This is a genomic window from Pseudomonas rhodesiae, assembly GCF_007858255.1.
Lineage (GTDB): Bacteria > Pseudomonadota > Gammaproteobacteria > Pseudomonadales > Pseudomonadaceae > Aquipseudomonas > Aquipseudomonas rhodesiae.
The window spans coordinates 160,210-178,183 of record NZ_VFEU01000002.1 but is presented as its reverse complement, the minus strand read 5'-3'; the positions used below and the strand labels follow the sequence as shown (position 1 = coordinate 178,183).

Below are 17,974 nucleotides of genomic sequence, written 5' to 3'. Positions count from 1 at the left end.
CCGTATGACTGAGCTGTCGCAGGTGTCGGTGACGGCACTCAAGGGTGTCGGTGAGGCCATGGCCGAGAAGTTGGCCAAGGTCGGCCTGGAGAACCTCCAGGACGTGCTGTTCCACCTGCCCCTGCGCTATCAGGACCGCACCCGCGTGGTGCCCATCGGCCACTTGCGCCCTGGGCAGGATGCGGTGATCGAAGGCACCGTCAGCGGTGCCGATGTGGTGATGGGCAAGCGCCGCAGCCTGGTGGTGCGCTTGCAGGACGGTACCGGCGGCCTGAGCCTGCGTTTCTACCACTTCAGCAATGCGCAGAAAGAGGGCCTCAAGCGCGGCACCCGCGTGCGCTGCTACGGTGAGGCCCGGCCCGGCGCGTCGGGCCTGGAGATCTACCACCCGGAATACCGCGCCATCACCGGCGACGAACCGCCACCGGTAGATACCACCCTCACCCCGATCTACCCGCTCACCGAAGGCCTGACTCAACAGCGCCTGCGCCAGTTGTGCATGCAGACGCTGTCCATGCTCGGCCCCACCAGCCTGCCCGACTGGCTGCCCCTGGAGTTGGCCCGCGATTACCAGTTGGCGCCCCTGGCCGATGCGATTCGCTACCTGCATCACCCCCCCGCCGATGCCGACGTGGACGAGCTGGCCCTGGGTCATCACTGGGCCCAGCACCGCCTGGCCTTCGAAGAGTTGCTGACTCACCAACTGTCCCAGCAACGCCTGCGCGAAAGCATGCGCTCCCTGCGCGCGCCGGCGATGCCCAAGGCCACGCGTCTGCCCGCGCAATACCTGGCCAATCTCGGCTTTACGCCGACCGGCGCCCAGCAGCGCGTAGGCAACGAAATCGCCTACGACCTGAGCCAGCACGAACCCATGCTGCGCCTGATCCAGGGCGACGTCGGCGCAGGCAAGACCGTGGTCGCCGCCCTCGCCGCGCTGCAAGCCCTGGAGGCCGGTTACCAGGTGGCGCTGATGGCGCCTACCGAGATTCTCGCCGAGCAGCATTTCATCACCTTCAAGCGCTGGCTCGAACCGCTGGGCCTGGAAGTGGCGTGGCTGGCGGGCAAGCTCAAAGGCAAGAACCGCGTAGCCGCCCTGGAGCAGATCGCCGCCGGCGCCCCCATGGTGGTGGGCACCCACGCGCTGTTTCAAGACGAAGTGCAGTTCAAGAACCTGGCGCTGGTGATCATCGACGAACAACACCGCTTCGGCGTGCAGCAACGCCTGGCCCTGCGCCAGAAAGGCGTGGGCGGACGCATGAGCCCGCACCAACTGATCATGACTGCCACGCCAATCCCACGCACTCTGGCGATGAGCGCTTACGCCGACCTCGACACCTCGATCCTCGACGAATTGCCGCCCGGTCGCACCCCGGTCAACACCGTGCTGGTCACCGATACGCGACGGGTCGAGGTGATCGAGCGCGTGCGCGGCGCCTGCGCCGAAGGGCGCCAGGCGTACTGGGTCTGCACGCTGATCGAAGAGTCCGAAGAGCTGACCTGCCAGGCCGCCGAAACCACCTACGAAGACCTCACCAGCGCCCTGGGCGAACTCAAGGTCGGGCTGATCCATGGTCGTATGAAGCCGGCGGAAAAAGCGGCGGTGATGGCCGAATTCAAGGCCGGCAACCTGCAACTGCTGGTGGCCACTACGGTGATCGAAGTCGGCGTGGACGTGCCCAACGCCAGCCTGATGATTATCGAGAACCCCGAACGCCTGGGCCTGGCGCAATTGCACCAACTGCGCGGCCGCGTCGGTCGAGGCAGCGCCGCCAGCCACTGCGTGCTGCTATACCACCCACCGCTATCGCAGATCGGCCGCCAGCGCCTGGGCATCATGCGCGAAACCAACGACGGTTTTGTCATCGCCGAAAAAGACCTCGAACTGCGCGGCCCCGGTGAAATGCTCGGCACGCGCCAGACCGGGCTGTTGCAGTTCAAAGTGGCCGACCTGATGCGCGACGCCGACCTGCTGCCTGCCGTCCGCGATGCGGCGCAAGCGCTGCTGGAGCGCTGGCCGGATCATGTCAGCCCGCTGTTGGATCGCTGGCTGCGGCACGGTCAGCAATACGGCCAGGTTTGACGCTGCCGAAGCAAAAGGCGTCGCGGATCCCCAACCGGGTCACAAAAGGCACTTATCCGACCAACACTTGTATCAAGCTGGTTATACTTCGGTGACTGTACGAAATTGGATCAGGCCATGTCAGAAGTTGCCCACGCCACAGCCCCGCTGGCCGCCCCGCCGGTTATCCGCGCCCTGCTCGCCAAGCTTGCCGTCAGCTACACGGAAGTCGCCGAACAACCGGGCCTGAATCCTGCGCAAAAGGTGCAGGCCGTGCTGTTGGAAGACGCGGTGGGCGCACTGATGGTGCTGTTTCCCCAGAACCAACTGCTGGACCTCAACCGCCTCGCCGAACTCACTGGGCGTCGCCTGACCGCCGTGGCGCCGGATCGCATCAAGCGCATGCTGGACAAGCACGACCTGAAACTGCTGCCGGGCCTGCCGCCGCTCACCAGTTCGCCATGCCTGTACGAAGGCAGCCTGCTCAACGAGCCGAGCCTGTTGGTGCATTCGGGCGAAGCCGGGCTGCTGCTGGAAATCCCCACTGATGCCTTCAAGACGATGCTCACCAAGGCCAGCGCCGCGCAATTCGGCGAGCCGTTGAGCAATATCCGCCCGAACCTCGACCGCCCTAATGATGACCGCGAGGAAATCACCCAGGCGATGCAGGCGTTCACCGCTCGCCGTATCCAGCAGCGCCTGGAAGCGACCATCGAAATTCCGCCGCTGGCCGACACTGCGCAGAAGATCATCAAGCTGCGGGTCGACCCCAACGCCACCATCGACGACATCACCGGCGTGGTGGAAACCGACCCGGCGCTGGCGGCGCAGGTGGTGAGCTGGGCGGCGTCACCGTACTACGCGTCGCCGGGCAAGATCCGCTCCGTGGAAGACGCCATCGTGCGCGTGCTGGGGTTCGACCTGGTGATCAACCTGGCGCTGGGCCTGGCCCTGGGCAAAACCTTGAGCCTGCCCAAGGACCATCCGCAACAGGCCACGCCGTACTGGCACCAGTCGATCTACACCGCCGCCGTGATCGAGGGCCTGACCCGCGCCATGCCCCGCGCCCAGCGCCCGGAAGCGGGCCTGACGTACCTCGCCGGCCTGCTACACAACTTTGGCTACCTGTTGCTGGCCCATGTGTTCCCGCCGCACTTCTCGCTGATCTGCCGCCACTTGGAGGTCAACCCACACCTGTGCCACAGCTATGTGGAACAGCACTTGCTGGGCATCAGCCGCGAGCAGATCGGCGCCTGGTTGATGCGTTATTGGGACATGCCGGACGAATTATCCACCGCCCTGCGCTTCCAGCACGATCCGACCTACGACGGCAACTACGCCGAGTACCCGAACCTGGTGTGCCTGGCCGTTCGCCTGCTGCGCAGCCGTGGGATCGGTTCCGGACCGGACGAGGCGATCACGGATGCACTGCTTGAGCGTCTGGGCTTGAGCCGGGACAAAGCTGACGAAGTGGTGGGTAAGGTGCTGGACGCCGAAGTTTTGCTGCGCGAATTGGCCTCGCAATTCACTCAGGGCTGAGTGTAGCGCCTGTCATATAGCTATCGGGGGCAAGCCCCCTCCCACATTTGGAACGCATTCCCATGTGGGAGGGGGCTTGCCCCCGATAAATCCAACTCGGTCTAGCTGAAAAGCCCTACTTCTTTTTCTTCGGCTTCAAGTACTTCGTCAGCCCCTGGAACCAGATCACCAGCGCCGGGTTGCCCTTGATCTGGATCGACTTGTCCTGAATCCCCGTCATAAACGCCAGTTGCTTGTTTTTCGCCTGCATCGTGGCGAAGCCGTAGGCGGCATCTTTAAAGGCAATGGCAAACGCCGGCGCGGGGTGAACACCCGAGCGGCTGGTGATGCGCTGATCTTTGACGATGAAATGACGGGCAACCTTGCCGTCGAGGGTCTGCAACTGGAACGCCAGGTCTTTATCACCCAGTTGTTGCTGAAAGGCAGGGTTGGTGCGGCTGGCTTTGCCCATCATCAGGCCCAGCACCCACAGGAGAAGACGAAATTTCATGCACACGGCCTCGGTGTAATTATTGAGTGGCCGCAGCAGTGTAGCGATTTGCCGGAAGAACGCCACCGATCTCGCGCTTTAGCGGGAGATCGGCTGGCGTTTAACGCTTATAGCAACATGTTGCTTAAACGTTAGGGCAAGGGACCGGTGCCCAGTCGGCCAGGTTTGGATCGCGGCAGGTGCCTTCGATCTGTGCCTTACCGGCGCTGGCGACCTGCTTGCTTTCAGCTTGCTTGGTCTGCGCGGTCTGCAAGGTTTTCTCGGTAGCGACGGCTTCTTTCGGCACCACCGGCAGCACTGGCTTTTTGGCCGGTTTCACAGCCTTTTTGCCCTTGGTCGGAGCGACCACCGGAGTGGTATCGGCGGTGGCCACGGTCACCACGTCGTTACGCTGCACACCGACCTGTTGCAGGTCTTTCTCGTAAGCCTGGGTGTAGTTGTTCAGGTCTTCGGCGGCTTTGCCATTGACCGCTACGATCAGGTCGTTGGATTCCTTCAGGCCGGCGACGATTTCCGCCAGGCGCTTGCGGCCTTCGGTGTCGTTGACGGTCTTGGCTTTGCGATCGGCCACCAGCTTGGTGAACGCGCTCTGGTAGCACTGCTGCGAGGCTTTGGCGTAGGCGGTGCTGCGGTCGATGTCGGACGCGCTCTTGTTGACGTCGGCCGCGTAGGACGCAATGCGCTGGTTGTCGTCGGCAATCTGCTTCTGACGCTCGGTGTAGTAACCCGCAGCGCCACCGGCCAGGGCGCCGCCCGCCGCGCCGATGGCGGCGTTACGGCCGCGCTTGTCCTTGTCGCCGCTCAACACGCCCAGCAGGGCACCGCCGGCAGCGCCGATGGCCGCGCCGGTAACGACCGACTTGGTCATGTCCGAATCGGTGGCACGCAGGTGCTGGACCGGCTCGTAGCAGCTTGGGTAGTACTCGACCTTGGTGCTCGACGCGACCTTGGAGGCCGGCGACGTGGCGCAACCGGTCAGTACGGTGCTGAAACCGGCTGCGATCAGCAGCAAGTGACGCTTGGAAACCGCCTTACGGGAAAAAAGCATAAGTTGTGTTCTCTTCTAAGTTTGACTTGCCCAGCACGGCCGATGCCGCCTGAGTCCCTTCCAAGCTCGCCATACAGCCAACGATCAAGACCGCTGACCGCTCGCTGCGAGCAATTCCTTCAAGATCGTTGCCGGGTCGGCCCGCTGTTGCTTGCGGTAGTTGCCGACATGGCGAACGAACAGTGTTGCGCGCGTCACCAGGCTCTTGCCGAGCACCGGTTTGCGATCCAACTCTTCCTTGATCCGTTGAAACTGCGCCTGGATCACCGCATCGGTATAGCGGGTGCCGGTGGCCAGGTTGTCGATATAGATCGCTACCGCGCCGTCGAGCGCGCTGCGACCGTTCTGGATGGCCGTGGCAAACAACTGCGCGCTGGCTTCGTCTTTGTTGTCCAAGGCCTGCTGCCGACTCTTCTGCAAGTTGATCAGGCGAATGTTGTAGTTGCTGATGGTCTCGGCCACCAGGGCCGCCGACTGGATCAGGTTGCCCGCCGCTTCTTCGCGCTGTTGAGCGATCAGCGATACGTTGCGTTTGAGTTCCTCGTTGACCAGGCCCAATTCGGCTTGCAGCTTGGGGTCGACGCTGGCGGCGATGATGCTGTCCAGGCGCTTGGTCGGGTCCTGAGCGTCGTCGATGGCGTCGGTCAACGAGGCCAGGCGACCTTCTTTCTGCCACTGCGCAAACAGCTCCTTGTAGCGCGAGCGCGGCGCCGACAGTGCGCCAATCGCCACGCGGAAACCGGTGGTCTCGTTGCTTTGCTCGGTGCCGTCGGCGGCGAACAATGGGTACTCACGGCGCATGCCGGTGAACAACGTGCCCTCGCCTTCCAGGTAATTACCGCCCTTGACCACAAACCCGCCATAGGTGCCCTGACGGCGGCCGGCGTGGACCAGCTGGAAGGATTCCTGGACCATTTCCGCAGCGTTGCCAATCACATCGAACATGCCGATCGGGTTGGGCAGTTTGGTGCCGATGGGCATCAACCGCGCGGCCTGGCCAGTACCGCCGGCCACTTGGTTGAAGACAGCGTAGTCGCCCAGCGGGCCGTCACTGTCGCTGCCTTCGGTGCGGCGCGGGAACAGCCGCCCTTCCAGGTCCTGACGGCTCACGGCCTGGGCGCCACGGGCGGCGAATTCCCACTCCACTTCGGTGGGTAGGCGTACAAAGCCCACACCGCCATCGTCCTCGGACGAGCCGCGACCACTGACCGGCAGCGCATCCCGGTGATATTTGAGCAGCCAGGCGCTGTACACCGCCGAGAACCGCTCGGCCTCAAACCGCGACAACTTCACCTTGGGCAAACGCGCGGCCATGCCGGTCGGCGCGTCACAGGCCGGGGCCGGCTCGCCGCTGGCCAGGGACTGCGCCTGGGCCATCACCTGGGCGTATTGGCGCGCGGTCACTTCGTACTTACCGATGAAATACAGCATCGGTTTGAGCGGCGTTTTGGCGTCGGTCTTGGGCATCACCGGCGTGATGACTTTGCTCCAGTCCTTGGGCAGGTCTTTGAGGGTGAACTGACCGTTGATGAAGTCGCGACGGTAGCCGGAGATAAACGACTGCTGGTAACCGGCTTCGCCTTCGCTGAAGGGGTAACCGAGGCTGATCTCACGGTCATCGAGAGTGCCCTGGGCCAACACGTAGGCGTAGCGGAACACCATGTTGCCTTCGCAGGGCAGCGGCAGGCTCACGTCATCCGGCAACGGTTTGGGGTTGTCCAGCTTGTCGCTGGCTTCATCGGCCCAGGCCAGGGAGGCCAGGCTCAGCGCCACACAGGCGCCCAATAACTTATACATCTCTGATCCCTTCAGAAGCCTGGATACGCGCCACCCGCCAACCGCCACAGGCCGCCGCCACGGCGCTGACGCCGAGCACGGCCACCAGGGCCAAGCCATAGTGATGCGCCAACAGATGACTGGCGTGTTCGCCCGGCACCTGCACGAATAATTGATTCAACCCTGCCTCGGCCAGGCCGTATAACCCGGCGCTGAACACGGCGGCAAACCCCGCGCTGTACAGCGCCTGCAACACCACAAACAGCAACAGCGCACCGGTGGAAAACCCCAGCAGGCGCAGCACCGACAATTCTCGACGCTTGCGCGCCACCGCGGCCAGGGCACCGGCGAAAATCGCCGCGAACGCTCCGGCCAATGCCAACCCGGCGATGATCCAGAACACAATCGACAGGTTGCGACTCAAGGATTGCACCTGTGCAATGCTCAACGCCTGGGTCGACACCAGCATGTTCTGCCTCGCAAAAAACACTCGTAACGGCTCCACATCGTTGAGGCCGCGCGCATACAAACGAAACGCCGGGTAGACGCGCTGCTCACCCACGCCTGCCGCCTCACCGTCCCACCCCAGCGCCAGCACCGCACGGCCGTCGCGATAGTCTTCCGCCGCTTCGAGCAAGCCCAGCCCGGCGAACAAGCCGTCCCGGGCGAACGCTTCCAGGGGCAATACCGCCAGCACCTGCAACCGCGTATCACGGGCCTCGACACGCCCGGCCACTTGCCGCGCGAAACGGGTCTCCAGCCAGTCACCGGGCCGGGCCGCGAGTTTCTCGGCGGCGGTGTGGCTCAGGACGATCTGCTCCAGCCCCTGAGGCACCGGCAAACCGCCAAGCAGCGGATCGCCCGGCGCGGTCGGCAGCATCTCCAGCACCAACGTGCCCACCTGCGCCGTGGCCGCAATCTGCCGCGTACGCGGGATAGCGAACGCCACGTCCGGCCGTTGACCCAGTTGCTCGATAAACGCGCTGCTGAATCGACCACCGCCCAGCGGAATAATTTCACGGGTGGCGGGGTCCGTCTCCAAACGTTCGGTCAAACTGCTGACCAGTCCAAATTTCAGGCCGAATAACACCAGCAACGGTGCGATCACCGCCACCAACGCCAGCACCGAGCAGGCCGACAGCCACGCGTCGTTGCGGTAGTCCTGCCAGGCGAGCGACGCCACCAGAGGGATGCGCATCAACCGGCCTCCCCCAGCGTCGCCGTGACGCCACCGTCGCTATCGCGTCGGCAATGAATGCGTCGAACCTGCAAGCCACTGGCGCGAGCCAACGGCTCATCGTGGGTGGCGATCACACAGGCGGCCCGATGTTCACGGGCCTGAGCCAGCAAGGCGTGCATGACCCGCTCGGCATTCAACGGATCGAGGGACGCCGTGGGTTCGTCCGCCAATACCAGTTGCGGCGCATGGGCCAAGGCACGGGCACAGCTGACGCGCTGGCGCTGGCCCACCGACAACGCCGAAGGCTTCTTGCCCAACTGATCGCTGATCTCCAATTGGTCGGCCAGGCGCGCCACGCTGCCGTCATCCTTCAGGCCAAGTAGCTGGCGAGACAACGCGATATTGCCGCGCACATCCAGAAACCCCAGTAGCCCGCCGGTTTGCAACACGTAACCCAGGTGCTGACTGCGCAACCGGGCCAAGGTCGATTGCTGATCGGCGCGCCACAGCCCGGCAATGTCCTGTTGATTGAACTCAAAGCGGCCTACCTGATCCGGCGCCAGCACCAGTGCGAGCAGGTCCAGCAAGGTGCTTTTGCCACAGCCGCTGGGCCCGACTATCGCCACTTGCTCGCCCGCACGCAGGTGCAGCGCCGGGATCACCAGGCTGTAGCGCTGGCTACCGGCGCCCCGGCTCTTGTGCACGGCGCTCAGGTTCAGCATCACGGCAGCGTCGACAAGGGCACGCGGTACAACGCGTCGCCCGGCTCGGCATCGCCGAAACGGACCCAGTTGGCCACGTCGTTGTGGAAGGTTTCGTAGAGGCGGATTTTCGAATCCAACTCGTCGATAAAGTCTTCCTGCTCGGCCACGCTCAGCGACAACCACAAATCCTGGGTCATGTTCAGCGACTTGCTGCGGTACGGCAGGCCCTCCAGGTATTCGCCGAGGATGCCGCCGTCGGCCAGGTTGCCGCCCTTGCGCAGGGCCTGCGGGTCGCGGCTCATGTAGGCCGAGGCGCTGGCGATTTCCTGGAAGAAGTCTTTGGGTGAGGTCTGGGTTTTGCGCGCGGCGTCGACGATCAGCTTGAGCGATTGCTGCAAATCGTTGAGCTGCAGCTTGGTCAGCATCACGCACACTTGGAACGCCGGCAGCGCCGGGTTGGTCAGGTCGCGGTCGGCGGTCCAGGCGCTGACCAGTTGCGGCGCCTGGCTCGCAGTTTTGCGACCGAGGAAGTCCATGTGCATCGCATAACCGACCGCTGCGGATTTATCCGCCAGGCTTGGTGCCGAGCTGAGCGTCGGCACCGCTTGCGGTGTGTTGCTGCGCACTTGGTGAACAAGGTTGGCGAACACCGTGCCGATCTCATCCACTCGCTCGCCCAGTTTGCGTACGTCGCCGCCCGGCACCGGCGTGTAGAGGTCGCCGATCTGTGGGTTGGCGTCGGCGGTAAGAATGCGGTATTGGCTTTCGGCGCCGGCGTGGGTTTTCTTGCCGGCGTCGGTGCGCAGGTGCAAGGCGTAGATTTTGATCTGCTTGCCCAACGCAGCCTGGCGCACTTCGGCTTCGTTCATCTGGGTGGCGGCGAACGGGTCGTTCTTGCGCAGCGCGCCGGCATCGGTCACCAACAGGATGATGCGCCCGCCGTAGCCGGACCAGTCCATGCCTTCGACGGCCTGCATTACCCCGGCAAACGCATCTTCGTTGAACGAGTGGCTGGAGACCGTCGAGGCTTTGACCTGGCGCGCCATGTCGAGAAAGCGTTGTGGGTCGCGGCCCTGATCGAGGGTGATCAAGGTTTTGGCCACGTATTCCAGGCCAGGGGTTTTCTTGATGCTGTTACGAAAGCCCACCAACCCGAAGCTCACGCTGTCCAGCTCGCCACGTTCGGCGATGCGGGTTTGCAGTTCGTGTACCACGTCGCGGACCTGGTCGATATACGGCTGCATCGACACAGTGGTGTCCACCACCAACACCACGGCCGTGCGAAACGCATCGGCGTTGGCGTTGAGTACCGGCGTTGCGGGCTTGGCCACGGGGCTGCTGCCGGGGTCGATGGAGGCCACGTTAAGCAACTGCACCGGCTGGCCGTTTTCGTCGAAGCTTTCTTTGGAATCGAAGATCGGCAGCAGATAAAACTGGTTCTGCGGCACCGCGCTGGCGGCCGGTTCCAAGGCCAGCACCTGGCCGTTGTCTTCACTATTTTTCTGCGCCTTGGCCAGCACGTTTTTGGCGGCGGCGGGGTCGGCGAGCAATTTCTCCACTTCGCCGGATTGACGCAGGAACATCACCGGCGCGCGGCCCGAGCGTTCGGTGAACTTGAGCACCAGGCTCTGCTTCCAGTCGCTGACCTGAGTGGCCGGTAACCAACCGTCGCTGCGACCATCGGTGGCGGCGCCGACGCGAACCCACGGTTGGCCACCCACGTCTTTACGCTGGTACACGTACAGCACGGAGAACGCCGGCAGCGCCTTGCCCGGCGCACTGCCGGCGTCGCTGGAGAGTTTCGCGCCGGGCTTGCTCAGCACGCGCTGGAACAAGGTTTTCTTGCCCGCCATCAGCAACGGGCGGCCGCCGCCGTCCGCTTCGGCCACTGCCGGTTTGACCTCTGGCGGCGCAGTCGGCGTTTGTGGTGGTTTCGGCTGGCTGGCGGTAGGCGGCGGCACTGGCGTATCGCTGCGACTCATCCACCAATAACTGGCTCCACCGATGGCCAATGCCACCGCGACCGCCACGGCCGCCAATGCCAATACCGGTCCGCGCCGTTGCTCGCCGTGCTGGGTCGGGGTGACCACCGGCTGACGCGCTGGCGGCGGCGTGGGCTGTGGCTCTGGTTTGCCGGTAGGAATCTCGATGGATTCCGGCGTCATCCCCGCCAGGTCGAAACTGAGCGGCAGAGCCACCGGCCGCACCAGCGTGGCTTCCGGCGAATCCGCCGGCAGTTGGTCCAGCGCCAGCAGCAACGCCGCCGCATCCGGGAAACGGTCGGCGGGATCTTTGGCCAGCAACTTGCGCAACACGCCTTGATAGCGGCCGTGATGCACCGGCAATTCCGGCAACGGTTCGGTCAGGTGGGCCAGGGCGGTGGAAAGCGCATCGGTGCCGTTGTACGGCAGCTCGCCCACCAGAATTTCATACAGCACCACGCCGAGGGCGTAGAGGTCGGCACGCCCGTCGATCTCCTGGCCGCGCGCCTGCTCCGGGCTCATGTAGCTCGGGGTGCCCACGGCGAAACCGGCCTGGGTGAATTGGGTGCGGTCGTCCAGGGACTTGGCGATGCCGAAGTCCGACAGCACCGCCGTGCCATCGGCGCGGAACAGGATGTTCGCCGGTTTGACGTCGCGGTGCACCAGGCCCTGGGCATGGGCGTAACCCAAGGCCGAAGCAATCTGGCGAATCAACGTCACGCCCTGCTCAGGCGTCATGCCAGCGGCGATGCGCTCCTTGAGCGTGCCGTTGGGCAGGTATTCCATGGCCATGTAGTACAGCTCACCGACATTGCCGATGTCATGGATGGTCACGGTGTGGGGGTGGGACAGGCGCGCCAGGGTCTTGCCCTCGCGCAGGAAGCGCTCGCAGAAGCTCGGGTCGGCCGCCAGGGCCGCTGCCATTACCTTCAAGGCCACCTTGCGCTCCAGCGAGCGCTGGGTCGCCAAGTACACGCTGGCCATGGCGCCTTCGCCGATCTCGCCTTCGATGTCATAACCCGGAATCAGGATGTTCATGCCGATACCTTCACGACGATGGCGGTGATGTTGTCCGGCGCGCCGCGGTTGAGGCCCAGGTGCACCAGGCTGCGCACGATTTCATCCGGCGTGTCATGGCCGAGCACTTCGCGGATCTCATGGTCTTCGACGGTCTTGTTCAGGCCATCGCTGCACAGCAGGTAGGTGTCCCCCGGGGCGATCAGCAGGTCGACTGTCGCCAGGTTCAGGTGCGCTTCCACGCCGATGGCGCGGGTGACGATGTTGGCGCGCGGATGCACACGGGCTTCGGCTTCGCTGAGCAGGCCGCTGTCTTGCAGGTCTTGCACGTAGCTGTGGTCGCGGGAGATGCCTTCGAGCACACCATCGCGCAGGCGATACAGGCGACTGTCGCCGGCCCACAGGCATACGCCACGCAGGCCACGAGCGGCGAGGAGCACCACGGTGCTGCCCATCATGGTCACGCCACGGTGGGCGGTCTCTTCGCGCACGGCGGCGTTGATGCGCACCAAATCATTGCGCAGCGCCGCCGTGTATTCATCCAGCGAGCGCCCCAGCGGCACATTGCGCAGGCTGTCGACAATCAGGCTGCTGACATAATCCCCCGCCGCATGCCCGCCCATGCCGTCGGCCACCACCCACAGGCGGTTCTCCGGCAGGTCCAGGCAGGCGTCTTCGTTGACCTGGCGCACCATGCCCACATGGCTTTTGCTCGCGGATTTGTACGTCGACCCCATCTACACCACACCTTCTTGTCCGAGCAAAAACTGCGCAAAATCGCTGGCGGCAGGCAGGCCCTGACACCGCAATAAACCAGGAGAAATCTGTTGCGAGCCTCGGCCCCACCACAGGCTGGCGCCCTCGCAGGCCTGTTCGGCCAGCGCGGCCAGTCGCCCTTGGGGCACGGTCGCGGCGACGCGTTGCAAGCCTGCAAAGCGGCTGTCGAGTGCACGCGGTTCAGTGGTTGGCACGCCCAAGCGGTCGAGGCCCTCGTTGAAGCCTTCGAAGGTTGCGCCGCTGTCCAGGGTGCCGAGCAGCAATTGCTCGGCCTGCTCGAACCAGGCGTCCGGCCCCCCCACCAGCGAGGCGGGGTTGGCGTCGTGATCCAGCAGCGCCACCACTGCCAGCGGGAAATACCGCCCGACCCTGTCAATGCTCGGCATCACCACACCTGCGGCGGCGTCCGGCCCGCACACACCCGGCGCCAGCACAAAGCGCCACAGCGGGCTGACCAGGTAAGCATTGAGCCAGTCACCGCCCAGGCTGTTCTGGCTGGCGAGCAACCCCGCCGCCAGCCAGCTGTCCCACGGGCCGATAAAACTCTGGGGCAAAGCGCGGCTGACGAAATCGCCACGGCTGGCCAATTTGCCGTAGAAACCCAACGTCGTCATAGCCGCTCCGGCAGGCTGAAGCCGCTGAGCACGCGACTCTTGAACGGGTTGAAAGCACTGTTGGCGCGCAGCTCGTACGCGATGCTCGCACCGTCGACCCGCAGGCGCAGGTTGAAACGGTCCGGCGAGTTGCCGGGGGTCAGGTCCGACTGTTCCAGCAGGCGGAACCACGCCCACGGGCCGTCGAGGGTCACGCCCGAACGGCCACTGGCCGATGGCGGCATGATGGAAATACGCACCACGCCAATGCTGCCCGGGTTCGGCCATTGCATCGCCACCGGGCGGCTCGGGCCATGGTCGTAGCTCAGTTGCTGTCCGTCGAGGTCGAGCAGGAACTGGGTGATGCTCGGGTCCATCGACACCGGTTTAAGCTCGAACCGCACAATCGGTTGGGTGCCGCCAGAGCGGAAGAACGCATCGCGAATCGTCGCGGCACGCTGGAAGGTTTGCAGCACGCCCGGCGCGATCCCCAGTTTCTGCGCCGCGCCCGGCTGCCAGCGCCAGGTCTGCGCGGAGGTGTCCACGTAGGGTTGCAGGTATTTGCGGAAGTAGTTGTCCATCACCCCGCCCACGCCGAAGAACTGGCCGAAGTCATCCAGGGTGGCGTCCCGTGCGCTGCCCGGCGACATCGGGTAACGCCCGGCCAGCGACTGGCGGTACACGTTGACCACTTCGCTGACCCACGCCGCGTTCAGTTGGTTACGCACCCCGCCCATCATGCTGTTGGTGGTGGAATTGACCACCGACTTGACCATGCCCTGCACCAGCGGCGGCTGGCGCTCGGCATTCAGGCTGACCCGTGTGGCCGCAGCCGCCGCCTGGTTCTTCGCCTCGCCGAGCAACGCATCGCCGCTGGCGCCGACCATGGCGCTGACCTGCACATACAGCGCATTCATGTCCGCCAGCAGGCCGTCGATGGCCGCCGGTTCGCCTTCATTCTTGCTGACGATGCTGTTGAGTTCGGCAAAGTGCGCAGTGACTGGATCGTCTGTCGCCGCCGGCGCGTTGGCCGTAGCTTGCTCCTGCCCCAGCAGACTGCCGAGGCGCTCCTTGAGCTTGTCGACGCCGCCTTCGACCGGCACGCCTTTGGCGGCCAGTTGGCGTTCTTCGGCTTGCAGATCGGTTTCCTTGGCCACCGCCACCAGCAGTTTTTTCAGTGGCGACGTCGGGCCGGAGATCACCCGCAGCACGTCGGCGGCCTGGGCCACGCTGGTGATCGGCACAAAGTCGATGTCCGCCAGCAAGGCGTCCCATTGGCGCTGGTAGTCCTGGAAATACAGGCGCCGCACATCGGCGGCCAGGCTCACCACGTTCTGTTGATCGGCCTGTTCGTGGCCCAGCACCCACTGTTCTTCGGCGAGGGTGCCGGTCTGGTTCAGGCTGCTCAGCAGGAAGGCCTGACGATAACCCTTGGCGGTAAAGAACCCACTCAACGGCTCGCCCAGAGGCTTGCCGCTCTTGCGGCTGAACACCAGCGCGGCATCACGCCCGGCGGCTTCGTTGATGCGAAAGTCCGGGATACCGTCGGGCAGTTTCTGGCGCTTGACCCGGTCATATACGCGCTGTGCTACCGGCAGTTGTTGCAGTTGCCGACGCAGGTCGTCGATCAGGCGCGGGTCCAGGCGTGCGTTCGGCGGATGGCGTTCGAACAGGGCCTGCAAGTGCCCGGTCAGCGCCTGGCGCTGATCGGCCGGCAGGTCCCGTGGCAGGTTGCGGTCCCAGTCCAGGGCGATCCACGCCTTGATGAAGTCCGGGTCGTAGTGCTCGCTGTCGGCGAGCATCAGGTAGGCCTTGAGGCCTTCGTAGAGGTAGTCGGAATTGCCGCCGCCGTGCAGTTGTTCCTCGATGCGCGTCACCAGTCGCGGGGCGAATACGGCAATCAACAATTTGCGGTAGACGCTGGCGGACTCGGCTTCGAGCATGTCGCCCTGATACAGCCCCAGGCCCTCGGACCAACTCGGCGAATCCCCCGCCAGGTTCTTCACCGCATTGAGCAGCGGCAGCACCGCAAGCACGTCGCGCTGTGCCGGGCTGAGGTTTTGCACGGTCTGGCCCAGGGGCGCGACCTTCTGGTCGACCTGAGCGATATAAGCCTGGTTGGCGCGATAACTGACCCACCACAGGCCGCTGACCACCACCACCAGGGCCACGGTGGCCGCGAGGACACCGCGCGCGATCCACTTGCGACGCCGCTCGACCTTGGGATTGACGCCCACCAGGCCACGTTCGGCAAAGGCGACGGCGGTGAACAGTTTTTCGATGAAGTAGCTGCGCCCGGTGCCACTCTGGCGCGCCAAGTGCTGGCGGTCCAGGTTCATGCTCTGGGCCATGGCGCCGATCAGGCGGTCGATAGGGCTGCCTTCCTGGGTGCCGCTGGTGAAATACACGCCGCGCAGCAACACACGCTCTTCAAACGCGTTGGGTTTGAACACGCCTTCGAGGAAGCTTTGCAGGCAATCCTTCAAGGCCCCGAATTGCTGCGGGAAGCCGTAGATCAGGTCGCGCCGCGACGGGTCGCGCTCCTGTTGCAGGCGTTCCACCAAGCGTTCGTTGAGGCGCTGTTCCAGGCCGGCGAACTCGCTTTGCAGATGCGCCAGCGGGCTGTCGGTGCTTTTGCCGTCGTCCAGGGCAAAGGTCATGCCCCACACCTGGGCGCGCTCTTCCTTGCTCAGGTTGTCGAAAAACTCCATGAAGCCGGGGACCAAATCGAGTTTGGTCAACATCAGGTAGATCGGGAACCGCACGCCCAATTGCGTGTACAGCTCCTGGATCCGCAGGCGAATCGCCGCCGCGTGGGCGGCGCGCTCGGCGTCGGTGCCGAGCAGCAAATCCGAAAGGCTGATCGCAATGAATGCGCCGTCAATGGGGCGGCGCGAGCGTTGTTTTTTCAGCAGGTCGAGAAAGCCCAGCCACGCGGCTTTATCCACCGCCGAGTTGCTGTCCTGGGTGGTGTAGCGGCCGGCGGTGTCGAGCAATACGGCCTGGTCGGTGAACCACCAGTCGCAGTTACGCGTACCGCCGACGCCACGCACCGCCCCGGCGCCCAACTGCGCGGCCAGCGGGAAGTGCAGGCCGGAGTTGACCAGTGCGGTGGTCTTGCCCGAACCCGGCGGGCCGATGATCACGTACCACGGCAGTTCGTAGAGGTTGCGCCGCTCGTCGCCGCCAAGTTTGGCTTTCTTGAGCAGCGCCAGGGCCTCGTCCATGCGCTGGCGCAGGGTGGCGAGTTCTTCGGCGGTGGCCACGCTGTTGGGGTCCACCGGGGCGTCCGCCGCCAGGCTGCGCATCACTTCGGCGGCCTGGCGGCGCGCCTGGATAATGCGGAACACGCGATAGGCGATCCACACCGCGAACATCAGGACGATCAACGCCCAGCGGCGCCCTTGCGGCACCAGCACGTCGAGCAACGGCCCGACAAACCAGATGATCAGGCTCAAGGCGATCAGGCCCAGTACCGGGATCACCCAGCGAATCATAAAACTGAAAAACGCCTTCACTCGACGCCCTCCGCCAATACGGTGATTTCAACCCGACGATTGCGGGCACGGCCTTCGGCGGTGGCGTTGGTGGCCACCGGCTCAGTGTCGCTGCGGCCCTCGGCGCTGAAGCGCTCGCCCTGGCCGGTCTTGGCGGCGAGGATCTCCAGTACCGACTTGGCCCGCGCTTCAGACAGCGCCCAGTTGGATGGGAAGCGCAGCGTGGCAATCGGGCGGTTATCGCTGTGCCCGGTCACGCGCACCTGGCCCTTGACCTTGCGGATGGCGTCGGCGATGCGCAGCATCAACGGCTGGTAGTCATCGACGATGCTGGAGCTGGCGGACGCAAAGAGTTCGTCGCCACGGATCGTCACCACCGAGCGGTCAACGGCATCTTCCACCGCCACCCGGCCAGCCTTGATGTCGTCCACCAGGAAGCCGGCCAGGCGCGGGCGTTCGATGACCTTCGGCTGCGCCACAGGGCGGTCGATGCTCTGCACCGGGATCTCGCCCAGGGCATGGATATTCTTGAACACCGGTTCGGCCTGCCCCGCCAGTAGCATGCGCAAGACGAACAGCAGCGCCAGCAGCAGCGCCAGGCCGATGGCCACGGCGATCCACGGCGGCATAAATTGCGCCAGGCGATCTCGCGCCACGGTCACGCCGCGCCAATGCGGCGACAACTCGCGCTCGTGCTCGCCACGGGCGCTGCGAATCGCCGCAGCGGTGCGCTCGCGCAAGGCTTCCAACTGGCTGCGGCCGTCGTTCATCACGCGGTAGCGACCTTCGAAACCCAGGCACATGCACAGGTACAACAGCTCCAACAGGTACAAGCGCTCCCGTGGGCTTTGCAGGCAATGGTCGAGCAACTGGAAGACTTTTTCGCCGCCCCAGGCTTCGTTATGCACGGTGATCAATAGGCTCTGCTTGCCCCACTCGCTGGTGCTGCCCCACGGCGTGCTCAGCACCGCCTCATCCAGGGCGGTACACAGCGCATAGCGCGCCAGCAGCACTTCGTTGCGCGCCACGCCGGCGGCCTCGGCACGCTCTTCGAACTGGCGCAGGTAGGCCAACAGTTGCGCGCGCAGACTGGCCGGCGCCGGGTGGGCGATGGTGTTGCGCAGCCGCGTCAGCAATGCCAGCAGCGGGCCGGCGGCGCTTTCCAGCGGGTTGAGGCCCTGGCTCTTGCCGGTGAGCATCGGCGCGGCGGGCACTGACAAAGGCGCGGGCTCTGCACGCGCGGGTTCCGGCGCACGGCCACCCGGGCGCGGCATGAACTGGGTGCGGTCGTCATCATTGGGATGCATCGCGG

At 64.7% G+C, this 17,974-nt stretch carries 12 protein-coding genes; 2 read left to right on the top strand and 10 right to left on the bottom strand.

Going from position 1 to position 17,974, the window contains the following annotated elements:
• The first annotated feature begins 4 nt into the window (after window positions 1-4).
• Both recG and FIV35_RS03020 read left to right on the top strand, forming a co-directional pair.
• Window positions 5-2,080, top strand: coding sequence for an ATP-dependent DNA helicase RecG (recG, locus tag FIV35_RS03025; RefSeq protein ID WP_034101491.1), 2,076 nt, complete (start codon window positions 5-7; stop codon window positions 2,078-2,080).
• Between the two features lie 117 nt (window positions 2,081-2,197).
• Window positions 2,198-3,598 carry an aminoacyl-tRNA deacylase and HDOD domain-containing protein gene (locus tag FIV35_RS03020; RefSeq protein ID WP_034139824.1) on the top strand — a complete coding sequence of 467 codons (1,401 nt, stop codon included), beginning with the start codon at window positions 2,198-2,200 and terminating at the stop codon, window positions 3,596-3,598.
• Between the two features lie 115 nt (window positions 3,599-3,713).
• Here FIV35_RS03020 and FIV35_RS03015 read toward each other — a convergent pair whose 3' ends face one another.
• The 10 genes from FIV35_RS03015 to FIV35_RS02970 form a co-directional block, all read right to left on the bottom strand.
• Complete coding sequence (locus FIV35_RS03015) at window positions 3,714-4,088, bottom strand: hypothetical protein (RefSeq protein ID WP_003195530.1); 375 nt, start codon at window positions 4,086-4,088, stop codon at window positions 3,714-3,716.
• A 124-nt stretch (window positions 4,089-4,212) separates the two neighbouring features.
• Entirely contained in the window at window positions 4,213-5,136 is a 924-nt protein-coding gene (gene tagQ / locus FIV35_RS03010) for a type VI secretion system-associated lipoprotein TagQ (RefSeq protein ID WP_034115457.1), read from the bottom strand.
• An 84-nt stretch (window positions 5,137-5,220) separates the two neighbouring features.
• The gene (locus FIV35_RS03005; RefSeq protein WP_034139825.1) at window positions 5,221-6,933 is read right to left on the bottom strand and encodes a formylglycine-generating enzyme family protein; all 1,713 of its coding nucleotides are present in this window, start codon (window positions 6,931-6,933) and stop codon (window positions 5,221-5,223) included.
• Window positions 6,926-8,110, bottom strand: coding sequence for an ABC transporter permease family protein (locus tag FIV35_RS03000; RefSeq protein ID WP_034139826.1), 1,185 nt, complete (start codon window positions 8,108-8,110; stop codon window positions 6,926-6,928). The genes FIV35_RS03005 and FIV35_RS03000 overlap by 8 nt, the downstream gene beginning before the upstream one ends.
• Complete coding sequence (locus tag FIV35_RS02995; protein WP_034139827.1) at window positions 8,110-8,814, bottom strand: ABC transporter ATP-binding protein; 705 nt, start codon at window positions 8,812-8,814, stop codon at window positions 8,110-8,112. The genes FIV35_RS03000 and FIV35_RS02995 overlap by 1 nt, the downstream gene beginning before the upstream one ends.
• Window positions 8,814-11,816 carry a serine/threonine-protein kinase gene (locus FIV35_RS02990; RefSeq protein WP_034139828.1) on the bottom strand — a complete coding sequence of 1,001 codons (3,003 nt, stop codon included), beginning with the start codon at window positions 11,814-11,816 and terminating at the stop codon, window positions 8,814-8,816. The genes FIV35_RS02995 and FIV35_RS02990 overlap by 1 nt, the downstream gene beginning before the upstream one ends.
• The gene (locus tag FIV35_RS02985) at window positions 11,813-12,532 is read right to left on the bottom strand and encodes a PP2C family protein-serine/threonine phosphatase (RefSeq protein WP_034115462.1); all 720 of its coding nucleotides are present in this window, start codon (window positions 12,530-12,532) and stop codon (window positions 11,813-11,815) included. The genes FIV35_RS02990 and FIV35_RS02985 overlap by 4 nt, the downstream gene beginning before the upstream one ends.
• Window positions 12,533-13,186, bottom strand: a complete 654-nt coding sequence (gene tagF / locus FIV35_RS02980; RefSeq protein ID WP_034139829.1) for a type VI secretion system-associated protein TagF — start codon at window positions 13,184-13,186, stop codon at window positions 12,533-12,535.
• A complete protein-coding gene (gene tssM / locus FIV35_RS02975; RefSeq protein WP_034139830.1) occupies window positions 13,183-16,683 on the bottom strand; it encodes a type VI secretion system membrane subunit TssM in 3,501 nt (1,166 codons plus the stop codon). Before tssM ends, tagF begins: the two co-directional genes overlap by 4 nt.
• Entirely contained in the window at window positions 16,680-17,969 is a 1,290-nt protein-coding gene (locus FIV35_RS02970) for a DotU family type VI secretion system protein (protein WP_034101501.1), read from the bottom strand. The genes tssM and FIV35_RS02970 overlap by 4 nt, the downstream gene beginning before the upstream one ends.
• Window positions 17,970-17,974: the final 5 nt, after the last annotated feature.